General features: G+C 61.2%; 17 protein-coding genes and 1 riboswitch. Of the genes, 10 read left to right on the top strand and 7 right to left on the bottom strand.

Annotation, left to right across the window (positions count from 1 at the left end; genetic code table 11):
* Positions 1-135 precede the first annotated feature (135 nt).
* From pqqA to C2L64_RS33200, 7 genes are all read left to right on the top strand, one after another.
* Positions 136-210 (top strand): pyrroloquinoline quinone precursor peptide PqqA, encoded by a 75-nt coding sequence (gene pqqA / locus C2L64_RS33235; RefSeq protein ID WP_006410019.1) that lies wholly within the window; start codon positions 136-138, stop codon positions 208-210.
* A 111-nt stretch (positions 211-321) separates the two neighbouring features.
* Positions 322-603: a pyrroloquinoline quinone biosynthesis peptide chaperone PqqD gene (pqqD, locus tag C2L64_RS33230; RefSeq protein WP_007580317.1), complete on the top strand. Its 282-nt coding sequence runs from the start codon at positions 322-324 to the stop codon at positions 601-603.
* Between the two features lie 39 nt (positions 604-642).
* The gene (locus C2L64_RS33225; RefSeq protein ID WP_007580319.1) at positions 643-834 is read left to right on the top strand and encodes a hypothetical protein; all 192 of its coding nucleotides are present in this window, start codon (positions 643-645) and stop codon (positions 832-834) included.
* A 580-nt stretch (positions 835-1414) separates the two neighbouring features.
* The gene (locus tag C2L64_RS33215; RefSeq protein ID WP_007580323.1) at positions 1415-3142 is read left to right on the top strand and encodes a methanol/ethanol family PQQ-dependent dehydrogenase; all 1728 of its coding nucleotides are present in this window, start codon (positions 1415-1417) and stop codon (positions 3140-3142) included.
* Positions 3143-3161: 19 nt separating this feature from the next.
* Positions 3162-4397 carry a c-type cytochrome gene (locus C2L64_RS33210; protein ID WP_007580325.1) on the top strand — a complete coding sequence of 412 codons (1236 nt, stop codon included), beginning with the start codon at positions 3162-3164 and terminating at the stop codon, positions 4395-4397.
* Positions 4398-4687: 290 nt separating this feature from the next.
* A complete protein-coding gene (locus tag C2L64_RS33205) occupies positions 4688-5566 on the top strand; it encodes a hypothetical protein (protein WP_007580327.1) in 879 nt (292 codons plus the stop codon).
* A gap of 153 nt (positions 5567-5719) precedes the next feature.
* Positions 5720-6160, top strand: a complete 441-nt coding sequence (locus C2L64_RS33200; RefSeq protein WP_007580329.1) for a zinc-finger-containing protein — start codon at positions 5720-5722, stop codon at positions 6158-6160.
* A 25-nt stretch (positions 6161-6185) separates the two neighbouring features.
* On the opposite strand, the gene C2L64_RS33195 is transcribed toward C2L64_RS33200, so the two are convergent.
* The gene (locus C2L64_RS33195; protein WP_007580331.1) at positions 6186-6869 is read right to left on the bottom strand and encodes a DNA-3-methyladenine glycosylase I; all 684 of its coding nucleotides are present in this window, start codon (positions 6867-6869) and stop codon (positions 6186-6188) included.
* A 114-nt stretch (positions 6870-6983) separates the two neighbouring features.
* Here C2L64_RS33195 and msrB point away from each other — a divergent pair, with 114 nt between their 5' ends.
* Positions 6984-7625, top strand: coding sequence for a peptide-methionine (R)-S-oxide reductase MsrB (msrB, locus tag C2L64_RS33190; protein ID WP_436195134.1), 642 nt, complete (start codon positions 6984-6986; stop codon positions 7623-7625).
* 65 nt (positions 7626-7690) lie between these two features.
* On the opposite strand, the gene C2L64_RS33185 is transcribed toward msrB, so the two are convergent.
* On the bottom strand, positions 7691-8194 hold the full coding sequence (locus tag C2L64_RS33185; RefSeq protein ID WP_007580334.1) for an MOSC domain-containing protein: 504 nt from the start codon (positions 8192-8194) through the stop codon (positions 7691-7693).
* Positions 8195-8308: 114 nt separating this feature from the next.
* On the opposite strand from C2L64_RS33185, the gene C2L64_RS33180 reads away from it, so the two are divergent.
* A complete protein-coding gene (locus tag C2L64_RS33180) occupies positions 8309-8629 on the top strand; it encodes a hypothetical protein (RefSeq protein WP_007580336.1) in 321 nt (106 codons plus the stop codon).
* A 22-nt stretch (positions 8630-8651) separates the two neighbouring features.
* On the opposite strand, the gene C2L64_RS33175 is transcribed toward C2L64_RS33180, so the two are convergent.
* A complete protein-coding gene (locus C2L64_RS33175; RefSeq protein WP_007580338.1) occupies positions 8652-9932 on the bottom strand; it encodes a DUF445 domain-containing protein in 1281 nt (426 codons plus the stop codon).
* 218 nt (positions 9933-10150) lie between these two features.
* Positions 10151-10254, top strand: a riboswitch (SAM-I-IV-variant riboswitch).
* Between the two features lie 28 nt (positions 10255-10282).
* Here C2L64_RS33175 and C2L64_RS33170 point away from each other — a divergent pair.
* Positions 10283-10711 (top strand): DUF3293 domain-containing protein, encoded by a 429-nt coding sequence (locus C2L64_RS33170; RefSeq protein WP_007580340.1) that lies wholly within the window; start codon positions 10283-10285, stop codon positions 10709-10711.
* A 473-nt stretch (positions 10712-11184) separates the two neighbouring features.
* Here C2L64_RS33170 and C2L64_RS54565 read toward each other — a convergent pair whose 3' ends face one another.
* The 4 genes from C2L64_RS54565 to C2L64_RS33150 all read right to left on the bottom strand — a co-directional run bounded on the left by C2L64_RS54565 (position 11185) and on the right by C2L64_RS33150 (position 17333).
* Positions 11185-11994, bottom strand: a complete 810-nt coding sequence (locus C2L64_RS54565; protein WP_208648313.1) for a hypothetical protein — start codon at positions 11992-11994, stop codon at positions 11185-11187.
* A gap of 1820 nt (positions 11995-13814) precedes the next feature.
* The gene (locus C2L64_RS33160) at positions 13815-14780 is read right to left on the bottom strand and encodes a ParB/RepB/Spo0J family partition protein (RefSeq protein WP_039902975.1); all 966 of its coding nucleotides are present in this window, start codon (positions 14778-14780) and stop codon (positions 13815-13817) included.
* A gap of 12 nt (positions 14781-14792) precedes the next feature.
* Positions 14793-15944 (bottom strand): ParA family protein, encoded by a 1152-nt coding sequence (locus tag C2L64_RS33155; RefSeq protein WP_007738302.1) that lies wholly within the window; start codon positions 15942-15944, stop codon positions 14793-14795.
* 84 nt (positions 15945-16028) lie between these two features.
* Positions 16029-17333: a replication initiation protein gene (locus C2L64_RS33150; protein ID WP_007738300.1), complete on the bottom strand. Its 1305-nt coding sequence runs from the start codon at positions 17331-17333 to the stop codon at positions 16029-16031.

Genomic DNA, 17333 nt, shown 5'->3' with positions numbered 1-17333 from the left:
CTCCGAATGTGGACAGCGTGTTCACTGAGAATCTCTCGCACATCGCGCGAACGCCCTTCGGCATGGAGCTTGCGTTCAACAGCCCCGACCGCAGTTCAACCGCGGTTCTTCGTCAAACCCATCAAGGAGACAGCCATGCAATGGACTACGCCCGCCTACACGGATCTGCGTTTCGGCTTTGAGATCACGATGTATATCGCCAACCGCTGACGTTGCGCCGATGCGCCGCCGCGCGTCGCGTGCGGCGCTTCGACCGCCTTCACGAACGGCTTAGTCCGCTTCGTGACAGGCGCCCGACGCCATTGAACAAGACCTGACGCCATGATGCCGATGCCAGCGAACACCGGTGCGAGCGAGCGCCCGAGGCTGCGTGATCTTTTCCTGCTGCAATGGGAGCCAGTCCAGGACGCGTATGTCCTGCTGTATCCGGAAGGCCTGGTGAAACTCAATCCGAGTGCAGGCGAAATTCTCTCGCGCTGCGACGGCACGCGCGATCTCGACGACATCATCGGCGAGCTCGAAGCGCTCTTCAATGCGTCCGGCCTCGCGACGGATGTGTATCAGTTCATCGATCATGCGCGGCAACGCGGCTGGCTCGATTGACATGCGCGCGCAACCACGGATGAACCTGAGGGCAGCCTCATGTCCGACCTGATGATGTTTCTGATCGTCGGTGGTGCGCTCGGCGTGCTGGCGTTGCTATCCGTCGCCATGTGGATACTGATTCTGCACAAGTCGCACACGGAATGGCGGCTTGCCGCCGACAACTACCGCTTCACGTCGTCGGTCTGGAACGAGACATCCGCGGATACCCCATCACAATCGGCGCGCTAGCGGGCGGAAACACACGCCACATGCCGTCGCAATGTCGAAAGAAATGAATCGCGACATCGCCTTCGGGACGATGCACGTGGACACGCACATGACAGCGCCGCCCGCTGCTGTCGCATCCGAATCTGGCAAAGCTGACTGTGGACGGCGGCATATGCGCCAGCCATCGCTCGACCATCGCCCGCAAACTGTTCATGACGTTGCACCCGCTGTTTGACGATACGACGCGGCGGCACGATATGTCACCACCGCTCTTCGTCGACATGCAGCGTGCGAGAAGCATGCCATCGAGAACGCGGCATTCATCGTGCGCAACGGGCACACGACACAGGTGTGCTGTCACATGCGGCAACAGGTGAGTTGTCCCTTGCTCCACGATGCAACACGTCGCGTGGCGCTTTCCGATGGGTGTTAAACGGACGCCTGCTCACACCGACATACTCCGCGCCGGTTAGCAAGGATAGCCAACCAATGGCATGCGACTTGCCTTTACGACCGCGCAGCCGCCATGCAAGCCAACGATGCTTTGCTGACAGGCGTCGCACGATAACTCACCCACAACGATGTTGGATAGGAGACAACGATGAAGACAAGTCAGGCTTCGGCCACACGGCTCGCGATGCTCGTCGCGGGCGTCGTGGCGGCAATCAGTCTGAGGCCCGCAACGGTAGCCGCCGCGGCCGACTATCCCGCCGTGACCTACGAGCGGCTCACGTCGGCGCAAAGCGATCCAGGCTGGCTCACGTACTACCGCACGTATAACGGCCAGGCGCATTCGCCGCTCAAGCAGATCGACACGTCGAACGTGAAGAACCTGAAGCAGACATGGGCCTACAAGTTTCCTGCGGAGCTTCAGCAGGGCTTCGAAGCGACGCCCATCATCAACGGCCGCTACCTGTTCGTGACGACGCCCAAGGACAACGTCTATGCATTCGATGCCGCCACCGGCAAGCAGTTATGGAAGTACGAACCGAAGCTCGGCGCGGAAGCGTTCAAGAACGCGTGTTGCGATGTCGTGAACCGGGGCGTCGCGCTGTATGGCAAGAACGTGTATGTCGCGATGCTCAATGGCGAAGTGGCCGCGCTCGATGCGCAAACGGGCGCGCTGGTGTGGAAGAAATCGATGTTCGAGCCGGCCACCGGCTATGCATTCTCGCTCGCGCCGCTGGCGCTCGACGGCTCGATCGTGGTGGGCAGCTCGGGCGGTGAGTATGGCGCGCGCGGGTTCATCGCGGCGCTCGATCCCGAGAACGGCAACGTGCAGTGGAAACGCTACACCGTGCCCGGCGCAAAGGAGCCGGGCGGCAACACGTGGCCCGACGGCACACAGGAGCATGGCGGCGCGCCCGCATGGCTGACGGGCACGTTTGATCCCAGCAGCAAGACGCTTTATTGGGGCGTCGGCAATCCAGGGCCGTGGCTCGCGGATCTTCGCCCGGGCGACAACCTCTATTCGGACTCGCTGCTCGCGCTTGATCCGAAAACGGGCAACCTCAAATGGCACTACCAGTACACGCGTCACGACACGTGGGACTACGACGGCGTCAACACCCCCGTGCTCGCCAACATCAAGTACGAAGGCAAGGACTATGACGCGATCATCCATGCCGACCGCAACGGCTACTTCCATGCAATCGATCGCAGCAACGGCAAGCTGATCTACGCGCGCCCGTTCGTGAAGGCGACCTCGGTTACGGGCTACACCGCCGACGGCAAACCCGTGCAGGACGAATCGAAGTATCCGAAAACGGGAACGACGATTGAAACCTGCCCGAGCTTCCTCGGCGGCAAGAACTGGTGGTCGGTTTCCTACGACGCGGACAAGCACATCGCGGTCATCCCGACGCTGCATGCGTGCATGTCGCTGTCCGGCAAGTCGGTGACGTACATGGAGGGCTTGCCGTACCTCGGCGAAAGCTTCGAGATCAAGCCCGAGCCGGGCAGCAAGGGATACGGTGAATTGCAGGCCATCGACGTGAATACGGGCAAGAAGCTCTGGAGCCACTGGAGCAAGCTGCCGTGGAACGGCGGCGTGGCCACCACGGCGAGCGGCCTCGCGTTCAGCGGCTCGCTCGATGGGCATCTCTACGCGTTCGACGTCACGAGCGGCAAAGTGCTGTGGCAAAGCCCGAAACTCGCGAGCGGCATCATTGCGCAGCCGTCCGTGTTCGAGATCGACGGCAAGGAATATGTCGCGGTGCTGGCCGGCTACGGCGGCGCAAATCCGATCTGGGGCGGCCCGATGGCCAAGGCCGCCGACAAGGTGCCGCGCGGCGGAACGCTGTACGTGTTCGCGCTCAACCACTCGTGATCTTTCCGGACGTCCAGACATGAACCACTCTCTCAATCGTATTCCGGCAGCAAGCGTGCTCGCTGCCTGTCTCGCGCTCACGTCGATTCATTCGATGGCGGCTGTGAAGGTTTGCACGTTTCCCGGCAGTCCGTCTGCGGCGCTGGACGAAGCCGTGGCGCGCGATGCGTTTGCGCAGGCAGGCATCGCCGCGACGATCGTCAGGCACGGCATCGGCGAAGGCGACGACGACGGCGTCTCGCTCGGAGAGCTCGACAAGACGCTCGCGCGCGACTGCGACGTGATCGCGGGCTTTCCGCGCTCGAATGTGGCCGATGCTTCTAGCAGCAAGCTGCAGTTCTCGCACGGCTACCTGCGCGCGGGCTATGTGAGCATCGAAGCGCCCGACGCCAATCCGCAAGGCGCGGCGAAGAACACGGTCGCGGCGACGTATGCGAGTCCCGCGCAACTGATTGCCGTGCAGCAGCCGAGCGTCACGCTCGATCTGGAGAACACGTCGGCGTTGACCGTCGAAGCCGTCGCGAAGGGACAGGCGCAGCGCGCGATCGTCTGGTATCCGGCTGTCGTCGCGTATCGTCTTGCGCATCCGCAACAGCGCTTCACTGTCGCCGCCGCGCGTTCGCCCTATGCGGACTGGCAACTCGTGTTCGCATTCGGGCCGCGCACGGTGGCGCTGCGCGAGCGGATCGATGCGGCGCTCGACAAGATGTCGGGCAGTGGGCGGCTCGCTGGCTTGACGCACGACTGGGCGATGCCCGCGCACGCGCTCGACGCAACCGCGCGCGACGACACTGCGCGCTTTCGCGACGGTCCTTCCGCATCGCACGCTGCCGCACAACGCGCGCTGCTGGCGTCGGCGAACGCAGACAGCGCGGGCGGCTTCGTGAAGATCGCCGCCGACGCGGCGGGCGGAACGCCCTCATTCGATCAGGCGCAAGCGACACACGGCAAGACGCTCTATTCGGCGGCATGCGCGAAATGCCACGGCGCGCAGTTGCAGGGCGTGACAGCGCCCGCGCTGCAAGGGCCGGCGTTCGCGCCGGCATCGAATGCGCATCTGACGATTGGCGGCGTGTTCACATACATGTCGACGAACATGCCCGCTGACAAACCAGGCAAGATGAAGGATCAGGATTACGCGGACATCATGGCGTTCCTGCTCTATTCGAATGGTTATCGGGCGAGCGGCGCGAAGATGACGGCCGACAATGCGCGCGCCCTGGCGACGCCGCTCAATGCCGGAGCCGGAAAGTGATGCTTTTGTGATTGCCTGACTCGAATGCGTGGGCCGGGGCGTGACGATCTTCGTCGTCACGCATCCCGCCCACGCGTAGCGTCACTAGCATTACGCAACCGCTTCTTAACATCGCGTCTTCATTGCATCGACGATGCGTATGTTGGCGGCACATACGCCGACTATTTGCATCAGGGCACGCAGGGATGTCCTAACATCATATTGAGTCGGCGCCACGTAGCGACAAGTCGCATTTTCCCGTTTTCCGTCAATCACGACAGGCGCAATCGATTCGCAACCCTGTCATCCCGATGAGACGGTCAGCTTTTCTCCTCGCACTGATCGCTGCGTTGACGGCCGCGACCCTGGTCAGCGCGGCGATCCGTCACGACCCGGATTCCGCCCCGCAGCCTGTCGCGCCCGGCCCGATCGCGGGCACGGCGGAATACGGACAGCGCGACCTCGATCAGCTCTTGCGCAACCACGGCATCGATCCAGATTCGAACAAGGCGCGCATCATTCTCGCGTGGGTGGAGAAGATCCAGCACGACCCCGTCATCGCGTCGGACGCTCACGGTGGCGCGCGGCACGTCGGGGAGATCTTTCTCGACTCCAGAGCGCGCGAAGAATTCATGTCGAACGGTCTTGCGCATCTCACGCCTTCCGACCGTCTTCAGTACGTGAAGCTGTTGACCAAGTTCCTCGACGAGCTGGTGCCCGTCAACTGCTTCGGTCTCCACGATATGCGCGCGGTGATGAACCGCGTCTCGCTGCGCGACATGCCGGATACGGACGTCGATCAGTATTTCGGGCTGCTCTACAAGGTGCTGGTCAACGATGCGTCGAATGCGCCCTTGCCCGCGCCGACACCGCAGCAGTATGCGGCGGCCGAGCGTCAACTCACGCGGACACTGATCGCCGAGCTGCGCGGCGATCAGGTGAATATCGAGCGCTTCACGTTCTATGCGTCCAACCCGACGCTCGCGACACCGTCCGATGTGTGCTGGACGACGAGAGTGACCTTGCACGCGATCATCGCGATGCCGGAGCCGGAGCGCGATGTCGTGCTGCTTCGGACGATGGCGCCGCACAAGCGACAAGACGCGTCGCCGCCAGGACGCCTTGGCACACCAGCGACAACGTTTCCGCCGCCGGCATCGTCGGCGCCTGACGGTGTCCGCGCGCCGTAGCGAAGGGACGGTTGCTTCCCCGCTAGCTCAAACGCCGATAACACCGCACGCAAGCGTTGCCTCTCGTGCGGAAAGCGGCCATTTGGTATCGTTGGGAAAGCCACCCACTGTCGAGCGCTGTATGAAGCAACTGAAACCGGCCGAGGCGCAGCGATGCGCGTAGGCAAACCCGTCAAGGCGCTGCCGCAGCCCCTGTGCGATTACTGCGGCGCGAAAGCCGTGCTCGCGCGCGCAGGCGAAGAGAGCTATCCGTATCGCGACGATCACGGTCCCGTCTGGGTCTGCACGCCATGTCAGGCGTGGATCGGCATTCATGCGCGCAGCACGCGGCATGTGCCGCTCGGACGCCTCGCCGACGCCGCACTGCGCGACGCGAAAAGCCGCTTGCACGACGCGCTCGAACCGCTCGTCGCCGGCAAGGTGCGGCGCGACGGCGTCAATGCTTTCGAAGCACGCTCGAAAGCGATCCGCTGGGTTGCGACCGAACTAGGTTTCGATCCACTGCCCAATTCGATCCACATGCTTTCGCCCGATCAGTGTGAACAGGCGCTGAGCTATGTCGAGGCGTTCATGGCTGCGCGGCGAAGTAGCTGAGCCCCGCCGCACGCCGGCGCGTTGGTCACTCCCGCGGCCACACGCCCGAAGTGCCACGGCGATGACTATCGACGAGATGCGTGTCCACGATGCCCGTTGCTTCCATCAGCGCATGCATCGTCGTCGGTCCGACGAATACGAAGCCGCGCTTGCGCAACGCCTTGCTCAACGCAAGGGATTCAGCCGACGTGGTCGGAATCTCGGCGATCGTTCGCGGCGCGGGTGTCGTGTGCGGTTGGAACGACCAGATCAGCGCGGCGAGGCCGCCCGCTTCGCGCAAGCGGATCGTCGCGGCAGCGTTGGCGATCGTCGCAAGAATCTTTGCCCGGTTGCGAACGATGCGCTCATCGGCCAACAGGCGTTCGATGTCCTTTTCGTCGAACGTTGCGACCACGTCCGGATCGAAGTTGGCGAACGCCTCGCGGAACGCGTCGCGCTTTCGCAAGATGGTCGCCCACGACAGTCCCGACTGAAACGCCTCCAGGCTCAAGCGTTCGAACAGGCCTCGCTCGTCGCGCACGGGCATACCCCATTCGGTGTCGTAGTAATCCTTGAGCAGCGGATCGACGGATGCCCACGGCGGACGGGCGAGACCGTCAGGGCCAATGATCGCGTCGAGCGGTTGCGGCTTCTTCGGACGCGCCGCTTTCTTCGCAGCGGCGTGCGCCTTTTTTGCAGCGGGCTTCGTGGTGGAAGTTGTTTTCTTCATCGTCGGTGCCCATATAGGGCGGTGGGTCGGCGGCATTGTTCCTGAAGCGCGCCTATTGTCGTCTTGCTCGCTGGCCATTCGCAAGCGTCCACGAATGATTCAGCAAATGCATCAATGGCAGCGCACGCGCCAGTGGCGCGCCTGGCGCGCGCCATGCAAGCTGCGGGACATTTGCGTATGCTTGTGCGTATCCACAGTGCCCATATATACGAGTGCCCGTCACCGGCAACGCTGGAAAACGGGCCGTCAGACTCGTGTGGCAAGCGTCAGCGCTCGCCGCGCCTATCAAGGAGAGATTCACACATGCCCGCGTACGAAAAAACACCGGAAGCAGTGGCCCGACTGACCGCCGAACAGCGTCGCGTGACGCAGGAAAGCGGGACGGAACGCCCCTTCTACAATGAGTTCTGGGACAGCAAGGAAGCCGGCTTGTATGTCGACGTGGTTTCCGGAGAGCCGCTTTTCACGTCGATGGACAAGTTCGACAGCGGTTGCGGCTGGCCGAGCTTTACGAAACCCCTCGAGGACGAGCACGTCGTCGAGCTGCGCGACATGAGCCACGGCATGATCCGAACCGAAGTGCGCTCGAAACATGGTGATAGTCACCTTGGTCACGTGTTTCCTGACGGACCGCGCGAAACGGGCGGGCTCCGGTATTGCATCAACTCGGCGTCGCTGCGCTTCATTCCCGTCTCGCGGCTGGAAGAAGAAGGTTACGGGCAATTCCGGAATCTCTTCGAAGTCGCGAAGAAGTAAGCCGATGCGTGACGTGCGTTGGCGCATTGCGCCTCTGCACGTCGCGTTTGACGATATCGAACGCGCTAGTCCACGACGGGCAGCGCTTCGATCACGTCGCCGATCCCGATCGTGCCGCCTTTCACGACGCGCGCCGTAATGCCGCCGAAGCCGCGCACGGCGTTGTATCCGCCCACGCCCAGCAATTCTTCCATACGCGAACACGGGTGACATTCGCCCGTCGTTTGCAGCACGGCATCGCCGATGCGAAATTGCCGGTCTTTCAGCGCCATCAGATTGATGCCTTGCGTCACGATGTTGCGGCGCACGTCGATTGCGGCAACGTCGCTGCGCCCCAGATGACTTGCGATGCTGCGCAGGCTTTCAGCCTGAATCAGCGTCACCTGACGCGCGCCGGCACGGCTCGCGTAGTGATCGCCGACAAGCCCCGCGTCGGCGTCGATCTGCGCCGTCTCCACCACCGACATCGCGACTTTTCGCCGCGGCCGCAAGCCGATCCAGACAACCTTGCCGGGATGGATCGGACCGTTGAGCAGTCGGGCGAGCGGCGATGAAGGGTTGAGCGGCATTGGCGTCCTGCAGGTGCGCGTGGCGTTGATATGAGCGGGTGGGCGTGAGCGCGAGGCTGGGTGTCGGCTGCGCCCGTCTTTATACTATCGCCCATCTGACAACAGGAACCGGAAATGAAACGAGCAGTAGCCGCGGCGGCGCTCGCCGTCTGCCTCGCGCAACCGTCGGCGCCGACGTTCGCGCAGACGGTCGCCGACCAGTGCTTCGCGATCGGCGATATCGCGGGCCAAGTGGCGTCCTGGCGCCGTCACAAGAAAACGAAGCAGCAGGCTTTGACGCAGGCGCAGACTTACTACAAGGATGCATCGGATCGTCAGGCGGTCACGGCCGTCATCGACAGGATTTACAGCGGCGAGGCCATGACGCCGGACCAGGCGAGCATGCTTTTCACGCAGGAATGCGCCCAGCAGAAAAAGCCGACGGCCACGCAATAAGCGTGTCCGTGTTCGTGCCGCGTTACCAGAGGTGTAGCCGCACGAGCGCGAAAATCTGCGAGCTTCCATAAAGCAGCAGGCCGATGCATCCGCCAACCAACGTCCCGTTGATGCGGATGTATTGCAGGTCTTTGCCGATGTTCAATTCGATCTGCCGCGACATGTCGCGCGAATCCCAGTTCTTGACCGTGTCGCTGATATGGCGCGTCAGATAGCCTGCAAAATCCGGCGCCATCGCGCGCGCCGCTTCTTCCATATGATCGTTCAGCGAGCGGCGCAGCGATTCGTCCCGCGCCAGTTCGCGTCCGACCCATTGCCCCATCGCGGCCACCTTCGCGTGCAGCACGGAATCGTCGCGCTCGAGATCGCGCCGCAACCAGTCGCGCAACTGGCTCCACAGATCTTTCACGTATAGCGCGAGATTCTCGCTTTCTTTCACGTAGCGCTTGATCTCTTCGCCCTTCTGCAGAAATGCGGGATCGGACTTCAGCTTGACGATGAGACGCGCGGTCGCTTCGTCGAACTTGTGGCGCAGCTTGTGATCGGGGTCCTCGCTCACGCGCAACAGCATGTTGTTCACGGTATCCGCGACGACGTTCGCGCCGCTCTCGCCAAGCCATTCGGACGGCATGAGTTTCTGCAGCGTCGGGTATTCGCGCTTGAGCCAGTCGACGATCTGCTCAGCGATGAATTCGCGGACGCCCGGTTCGCGCAGCAATGCCATCAGATGCTCGATGCCTTCGTCGAGCAATTGCTGGTGACGGCCGTCGCGCGTCAACGTGTCGAGGATCGCGCCCGTCGCTTTCGACAGGTCGATCTTGTCGAGCATCGCGTCCAGCGCGTCCTTGATGAAGGTCTGGATGCGCGCGTCGTCCAGCAATTCGAGGATGCCGCTCGTCAGCTTGACCACATAGCCGCCCAGGCGCTGCGTATTCTCTTCGACGCACAGCCAGTTCGTGACGCTTTGCGCGGGATCGTGCTTGCGGATCAGGCCGACTATCGACGAATCGTCGAGAAACTTCTCGCGCACGAACAGCGCGAGATTGTCGGCGATCTTGTCCTTGTTCTGCGGGATGATCGCGGTGTGCGCGGCGACGCCGGGAATCGGCACGCGGCGGAACAGCGCGACGACAGCGAACCAGTCGGCGAGCGCGCCGACCATCGCGGCTTCCGCAACCGCCTTGATACCGTCGACCCACAGGCTGCGTTGCATGAAGGCCGTCGCGATGAAGATGCCGGTGGCGATCAGCAGCAGGAGCGTCGCACGACGCTTGGCTCGTTTGAGTTCGACTTCCTTGTTCATTGAGTAGGTTCGTGTCGGTTCGATTCGCGTTCGGGATGCACGGGGTGTTCCTGCGATGCGTTTGGCTCGCGTGCGGTCAGTCGCACCGTGAGTCGCACCGTGCTCGGTTCATGCGAACGATACGGGTGCGATTTTCGGCGAGCAACCGGTTGTCGTATGCAGGTGTGCAGAAGCGGAGTCTGCCGCCTTGACGCTGAATTGGCCACCATGCTCTACTGCCGGTTCATCTTGAATTGGGTCGACGCCCATGCCAACCTGCCCGCCCCGGCAAGGTGGATCGCGAAAGCGGATGTGGCTCAGCAGAGCAACCAAAGGGTGACGCGTCGACCCTCCCGCAGCTGGAGGGTTTTTTGTTTTCCGAATCACAGATTCCCCGCGCGACGATCCAGGCTTATCTGGAGACGCACTATCAGGTTCACGGTTCCACGCCGGCCTTGCTGAAGATCGGCGAAGGTAATGCGACGCTAGCTGCGATTCACCGTTTGAACGGCGTGGAGAGCAGCGCGTTTGTCACGGCGTGCAATCCTTTCAGCGAACCGCTCGACGATGCAGCGAATGCTGAGAGGCAGGAGACGCTCGCCCTCGAACTGATGCGGCGTGGGTTGACGTTTATCGAGGGCGTCGGCCAGCACCCTTCCAATGATTGGACCGGTGAAGCTAGTTTTCTTGTGCTGGGGGTGTCTGTTGAAGAAGCTAAGGAGCTTGGCGTGCGGTTTGGGCAGAATGCGATCGTTTGGGCTGGAGGCGATGCGGTGCCTCGGTTGATGCTTTTGCGTTAGCGCTTGAGCGCGGCTTTTGGATCTTTATGCCTGCTTGCTGGCCGAGCGAGCTTCCGCTGTATTGAATACGACAGACTACGTATCGAATGATACGGATTGATCATTTTCGTTTAGAAAATCAACGAAACCGGTGTTTGGCGCGAAATATCTCGCTTGAAGCATGTAGAAGCGTGGAACATTCGGCGAATGATCAGCTAACTCATTGCATTATAAAGGTTTCTTGATCTGCTTGGTTTTCTTAAGGTTGTTTCACGGTTTCGGCTGCAAGTCTTTGCTGGGAAATACTTTTTGCGCGTAGCGGCGAATTTGGGGCCGTTTTGGGGCTGTAGGCGGGTTTGAGCTTTGGTCTGCTGCTCTGCTATCTCCTGGGAGTCGCGGGCGGCCTGTGGGCCGCATTCTGTAGTGGAGACAGGCTGGTTGCTTTAGGGTCGTCCACCGTTGCGTCGCTGCGAATGATCAATCAGTAAAGCTTATTAATTTCGAGATAGGGCCGCACCGTACGGGTTGGTGACGCCGCCGAAGCCAGGCTTGCGGGCAGGCAGCGCTGTGTCTGCATTCGCGCGCCAGTAGGTCTCAGAGGGTCTCGTTGGCGGGTAGAGGACGGCGAGTGGTCGAGCGCTCTGGTACTCGCATCTATCTTGCGGATATTCGCCCCTGCCCCTGCCCCTGCCCCTGCCCCTGCCCCTGCTGTCGCTGTCGCTGTCGCTGTCGCTGTCGCTGTCGCTGTCGCTGTCGCTGTCGCTGTCGCTGTCGCTGTCGCTGTCGCTGTCGCTGTCGCTGTCGCTGTCGCTGTCGCTGTCGCTGTCGCTGTCGCTGTCGCTGTCGCTGTCGCTGTCGCTGTCGCTGTCGCTGTCGCTGTCGCTGTCGCTGTCGCTGTCGCTGTCGCTGTCGCTGTCGCTGTCGCTGTCGCTGTCGCTGTCGCTGTCGCTGTCGCTGTCGCTGTCGCTGTCGCTGTCGCTGTCGCTGTCGCTGTCGCTGTCGCTGTCGCTGTCGCTGTCGCTGTCGCTGTCGCTGTCGCTGTCGCTGTCGCTGTCGCTGTCGCTGTCGCTGTCGCTGTCGCTGTCGCTGTCGCTGTCGCTGTCGCTGTCGCTGTCGCTGTCGCTGTCGCTGTCGCTGTCGCTGTCGCTGTCGCTGTCGCTGTCGCTGCAACGTGTGCGGCGCCAGAGCCTAATTCGCTCCGGAGGTCTGGCTGCGGCCGTTATCGCAAATGATCTTGCCTCGGCCATGGAAATCCCCGACGGGCGCCGAACCTGGAAAGTGGGTTCTCGTCGGAATCCCTGCATCGGCTCAATCGTCGTCCCATGTCATCCGCAACCGCACCCACCGCGTGCCCATCAATGCCGTGGGCAGAACGTAGAGGTGGTTCGACGAAAGTGCCTTCGGTCGCCGCACGACCGCGGCCGTTGATGTGACATGTGACAAACGAAGGACCGCAGTATCACCGGAGCCCACGCCGTCAGTTCGCCGACGACAGCGCGGCTGACCGTGCCTTCGAAGACTACGGCTGAGTGTTCGACGCCTTCCAGCTTATGGTCCGATCTTAATTTATCGGAGACGATTAACGCTCTGTGTACGTGGCATGTGGACTGATAGCGCATGGTCCACTCCTGAGGTGTGACTTCTCGCGCCGGGTCTCGAGGGAGAAGTTCGACCGCTGACCATATTCCCCAGAATCGGAAAGCGTCATTTTTGATCGATCGCGATTGGCCTACGTTGGCGTCTCATCTACACAATCTGCCCTGCGGATATCGTGCGGCGAAGTGCACTGGCAGTCGACCTTCACGGCGACCCGCGCGCCTTCGAGCAGCAAACACGAGCCGTCTTTCATGACCAGACGAGCTTCCAGTATCTGACGCGCTCGTTCCTCTCAGAACACGGCAGCTCGCCACGGCGTATCAGCGCACCACACCGGGATTCGGTCGAAGTCCATTTGTCATTTTCACGGACGCGCCCGTAGGGCAGCTATTTACGGTAAATATCTCTGGGACGCGATGACTAGTGCACGGCGCCAACTAGCGCAGGTTATTTACGGTAAATAGCCCTATGCCCGCCCGACTTAGCGTTCACGTCGGACTTTCAATCGAGGCGAATTCCTCGTGCATTTTTCCCAATGCAAAGCCGCAGGAGATCGCACCTTCTGCGCACACTCGGCCACGTCCGCAGCCTTATTTACCGTAAATACCCCGACACTCTCCCAAACATCTACGAAGCATTTCCCCGCGAAGCCCCTAAACAAGCGAACCAGCAAGCGCGCTCGCCGGGCCCTCCGCGACGCAACACGCACACACGACGCGACGGGCCCGACCAACGAAATCCCACCCCAAAGAGCCGCGAACCATCGCCAGAGTCTGAAGCACCACCCACCAGCAACGCCGCGCCGAAGTACCCCAACTGGCGGAAGCGCCGTGCTGGACCAAATCGCGGAGAGTGAGGAAGAGACGTCGAACGACCGAGAAGAAAAGCGGCGTCACCAAAACAAACGCCGCAAGGGGAAAGCATTCAACTACCGAAACAAAACAAGCCACATCAGGCCGGGGGGCCCACCGCGCACACGACGTCACGGCCCCGATCAAGGAAATCCCACCCACAAGCGCCGAGCGAAGAATCGTCGTAGCGCAACGCCCCCACGAGCAACGCAACGCCAAAGCACGCCGGCCGGCGGCGCCGTGCTGGACCAAATCGCGGCGAGTGAGGAAGAGAGGTCGAACGACCGAGAAGAGAAGCGGCGTCACCAAAAATGAACGCCGCTAGGGAAAGGCATCCAGCTACCGAAACACAAACAAGCCACATCAGGCCGAGGGCCCACCGCGCACACGACGTCACGGGCCCGATCAAGGAAATCCCGCCCACAAGCGCCGCGCGAAGAATCGTCGTAGCGTAAAGCCCCTCACGAGCAACGCCACGCCAAAGCACACCAGCCAGCGGAAACGCAGTGCTGGACCAAATCGCGGAGAGTGATGAAGAGACCGGTCGAACGACCGAAAAGAGAAGCGGCGTCATCAAAAACAAACCCCGCTAGGGAAAGGCATTCAACTACTGAAACACAAACAAACCACATCAGGCCAGGTGCCACCGCCGATCAGCCAGGCACCCCGCCAAAACCTCAATCAGCCGACGACTGCACGTCCTCAAGGAACCCGGTAATCAACTGCCGCAACTCTTCGACGCGATCTTGCGGCACACCGCTAGCACGCAGACGAATCACCAGCAGTTCACCCTTTCGCTCGATCCCAACCTCCTCTTCCTTTCGAACAGGAGCCGCAGGACGAGCCGCCGCCAGCAACGCAGAAAGCACCTCAGGAGCCGTCCGCGACGAATCCTCGACAAGCTCTACCGCCCGCTGCACGATCTCATCGGCTGCTTTCTTGAGCGCGACCGACAACTTCCGCGCAGCCTGAAACTGGATATCGTGGGGCGACGGAAACGCGCCAACCACCTCGGCCGGAAGCTCGGCCACGAGAAGCGCGCTAGAGATATTCCCCTGCGACAGACCACACGCCTTCGCCATCGCGTTTTGCGAAGGCCACAACTTGTCGTCGAGCGCACGCTTGTACCAGACGCCCTGTTCCCACGGACTCAGGTTCTTCCGCGCGCGGTTCTCCTGATCCATCTGAACAAACTGGCCTTGCTCAGTGATCTCGCCATCGACAATCGCGTTCACCGGCAAATCGAGTTCCAGACACGCGCGATGACGGCGATGCCCGAACACAATCTCGTATCCTTCACCGTCGCTCGAAGGACGTACCTTGATCGGTTGCGTATTGCCGCCCGCCTCCGCGATCAGCGACTTGAGTTCGGCAAAACTCTCATCGCCGAAATCCTGGCGGTTCGCCCATTTCGACGCCTGAATCGTCTTCGGATCGAGTGCGCGGATTGCAACGGCGCCGTCGTACTCCTTGAGCTGGGCTTCCAGCTGCGAGACCCGATCAGAGCTCTCCCGCATCGCGCTGCGAAACGCCAGCATCTGCCCCGGCGCCGTACGCGGTGATGCATTCCTTCCCGCCTCCTGGGACGGGGCAGGAACCATCAAGTCCCCCGTCTTCTTCGCAAGCCTGTCCTTGATCGACATTTACTCCTCCCTTTATTCTGACTTCGCCCAGAAGGCCACAATGGATTGCTCGACGATTTCCGTCACACGGTCATAGGCTTCGCGCGCCCTTCGGTACGTTTTCGCGTTGCCGTCGTATCGGGAAATGTCGTACACGGTGCCGAACTCAGCCGAGCTTGCCGCCGTCACCGCGGTCTTCGGAATCTCGACGGGCAGAACCTTCTCCGCATACGTCGCCGAGATCCATTCCCGCACGACACCCGCGGCTGCATCGGCAGGGTCCACGCGCGAAAGCAGCACGTGGATAAACTCGAACGATTTGTCTGTGTTCGTTTCTGCCGTCAGGTTCGACGCGAGATCGCTAAAGAGTGTCCAGAATTGCGCAGAGCTGGCGAAGTCGAGTGCATTCGGCGGCGTCGGAACGATCAGGCCATCGGCGGCCATGAATGCGTTGACGGTGCCGTAGCTCAGCGCCGGCGGCGTGTCGATGATGATCACGTCATAGTTGCTGCGCGCCTGCTCGAGGCTCGTATTCAACACGTTCCAGAATTCGAAGTCCGGTTCCTTCATCTGCCGGCTTGGCAAGATGAATTCCACGTTGAAGAGCGACGACGACGCGGGCACGAGATCGATGCCATCCCAATAGGTCTCGCGGATCGCGTATTCGATGCTCGTTTGATCGCCCGTCGCCAAGGCCGTGATCGTCGAATCTTCCTCGACTTCGGTATCGGGAAGAATGCCGAACAGCGTCGTCAGCGAACCCTGCGGATCGGTGTCGATCACGAGCACACGATGACCGCGCAGACTCAAGCCCTGCGCGAGCGTCATCGCCGTCGTGGTCTTACTGACGCCGCCCTTGAAGTTACCGATGGCGACTGTCATGGCCGGCGCCTTCGCCGGCCGCAGCGCGTTGCCGCGGTAGGCGCGTACCCATTCGCGGGCTTCCACCAAGGAGAATTCGCGCCGCGAGCCCGTTGCATTGACGGTGCCCGGGGGAAGGTCCCCCTTCGACGTGCGATAAGTGATTTGACTCTTGTCGACTTCACACAGCGCAGCGAGTTGTGAAGCGTTAAAAACGGGAGGGTTTTTGCGTGCGTTCGGGGCCAGCATGCGACCCCGAACCTGCGAGACGATGTCAGTCGCGCGAGCGGCCTGATCGACGATGTCTTGAATAGTGATGTTCATTAGCTGATCCGCAAAAGACGATGCAGTCAGCTTATATCAGATGGCTCGACAGAAAGCCATCCACTCAACGGAAAATCGCTATTTTTATGAATTCCGTTGCAACGAAACTTCCTGGTGATTCTCAGAAAGCCAACCGTCGAACTTTGTCGCGTCGAATTCCGGACGCACGCGGTTTCTCAGCCACGACGCGAAATTCACACGTCCCACAGAGCCGGAAAAGAGTCCCGGGCTATCCGGGCGGAACTCACGCGCATACTTCGCTCCGTCGCCTTCGACGAACTGTCGGGCAAACGCGCGCTTCTCATCCTGCGTCAGCACCTTGACGGCCGAGGCGCACTGGAGGCGATCGAAGTCGATCCGCAATTCCTGCATGCGGGCGTCGAGCGTGCGCGTGCGCGCTGCCGCCGCCTGCTTCTGAGCCTTTTCTCGCTTTTCTTTTTCGTATTCCGGCTCAGAAACATCTGCCTTATTTTCGATCAGCGTGCGAATAAAGCCGGCTGTAGAACGCTTAATCTGACCTTTGCGGTCTTTCTCTTCCGCCAACTGCACAACCAGACGGGCCCGCTCCTCGTCCTCGATGACGAAACTGAGCGCCAGCTTGTCGCCAATCCCGTGAGCCCGAAGCTTCCGATAGATTTCGCTGTCACGCACGTGCGCGAACTCGTCTTCTGTCTCAGGCGTAAGAAGCGACTGCTGCGCGCCTTGCCGGATAAGAAACTTCACACCCGTCACTGACCTTCCGAGGCGCTGATATTCGACGTCGACGTTAATGTCTGAGACGTCGTTGATCTCCTTCACGGCCTTCTGAATCACCTTGCTGTTCAGTCGGCGAAAATCGTCGTAATACTCCTGGGTCGCACCCAGCAGTTTCCGAAGGACGGGTAGTTCGATCCAGCCGGTCGAGCCAACCTTCTGAAAACGCAGGCAGTTTTCGTAAAGCGTCAACGCATGCGACTTCGAAAATTTGCGCTGCACGCCGAGATTGACGGTCGCGTAAATCGACGGATCGAAAAGCTTTTCCGCCAGCGCCTCGTCGTAGCGATATGAGCAGACGCCCGCGCGAATCTCCGCAAACGACAGAATCGGCATAACGCTCCACCGTTCCCGGCCGTCGTCCATGACGTTGAACTCGACGGCCGTGGTGGCAAGCTGCTTGAGCGCTTCTCGAAGCTTTTCGGTGTTTTCGCTTTCGGTCCAGCCAAGCACGAGCATGAGCGTCCGCACCGGTAGACGGTGGGTTCTCGTGTTCAGAAGGTTGTCGTATGAATGCAGTAGCAGCACGTTGGACAGCTTGCGCTCCAGCAGCGAAAGTTCGCCGCTCGTGTGGATGGCCGCCACGTGCTTTTTGACGCTTTCAGTACGAACCTCAGTCGGTGAAGATCTGGGCAT

The sequence above is a fragment of the Paraburkholderia hospita genome, from assembly GCF_002902965.1.
Taxonomy (GTDB): Bacteria; Pseudomonadota; Gammaproteobacteria; order Burkholderiales; family Burkholderiaceae; genus Paraburkholderia; species Paraburkholderia hospita.
Note: the sequence above shows the minus strand (reverse complement) of the source record. Positions and strands in the feature narration are given on the sequence as shown.

Bases quoted from the DNA above. Each gene is read 5' to 3' on its own strand.
- pqqD (WP_007580317.1), top strand. From the start codon at position 322: ATGATGCCGATGCCAGCGAACACCGGTGCGAGCGAGCGCCCGAGGCTG.
- C2L64_RS33225 (WP_007580319.1), top strand. From the start codon at position 643: ATGTCCGACCTGATGATGTTTCTGATCGTCGGTGGTGCGCTCGGCGTG.
- C2L64_RS33215 (WP_007580323.1), top strand. From the start codon at position 1,415: ATGAAGACAAGTCAGGCTTCGGCCACACGGCTCGCGATGCTCGTCGCG.
- C2L64_RS33210 (WP_007580325.1), top strand. From the start codon at position 3,162: ATGAACCACTCTCTCAATCGTATTCCGGCAGCAAGCGTGCTCGCTGCC.
- C2L64_RS33205 (WP_007580327.1), top strand. From the start codon at position 4,688: ATGAGACGGTCAGCTTTTCTCCTCGCACTGATCGCTGCGTTGACGGCC.
- C2L64_RS33200 (WP_007580329.1), top strand. From the start codon at position 5,720: ATGCGCGTAGGCAAACCCGTCAAGGCGCTGCCGCAGCCCCTGTGCGAT.
- C2L64_RS33195 (WP_007580331.1), bottom strand. From the start codon at position 6,869: ATGAAGAAAACAACTTCCACCACGAAGCCCGCTGCAAAAAAGGCGCAC.
- msrB (WP_436195134.1), top strand. From the start codon at position 6,984: ATGGCAGCGCACGCGCCAGTGGCGCGCCTGGCGCGCGCCATGCAAGCT.
- C2L64_RS33185 (WP_007580334.1), bottom strand. From the start codon at position 8,194: ATGCCGCTCAACCCTTCATCGCCGCTCGCCCGACTGCTCAACGGTCCG.
- C2L64_RS33180 (WP_007580336.1), top strand. From the start codon at position 8,309: ATGAAACGAGCAGTAGCCGCGGCGGCGCTCGCCGTCTGCCTCGCGCAA.
- C2L64_RS33175 (WP_007580338.1), bottom strand. From the start codon at position 9,932: ATGAACAAGGAAGTCGAACTCAAACGAGCCAAGCGTCGTGCGACGCTC.
- C2L64_RS54565 (WP_208648313.1), bottom strand. From the start codon at position 11,994: ATGCAGGGATTCCGACGAGAACCCACTTTCCAGGTTCGGCGCCCGTCG.
- C2L64_RS33160 (WP_039902975.1), bottom strand. From the start codon at position 14,780: ATGTCGATCAAGGACAGGCTTGCGAAGAAGACGGGGGACTTGATGGTT.
- C2L64_RS33155 (WP_007738302.1), bottom strand. From the start codon at position 15,944: ATGAACATCACTATTCAAGACATCGTCGATCAGGCCGCTCGCGCGACT.
- C2L64_RS33150 (WP_007738300.1), bottom strand. From the start codon at position 17,333: ATGCCCAGATCTTCACCGACTGAGGTTCGTACTGAAAGCGTCAAAAAG.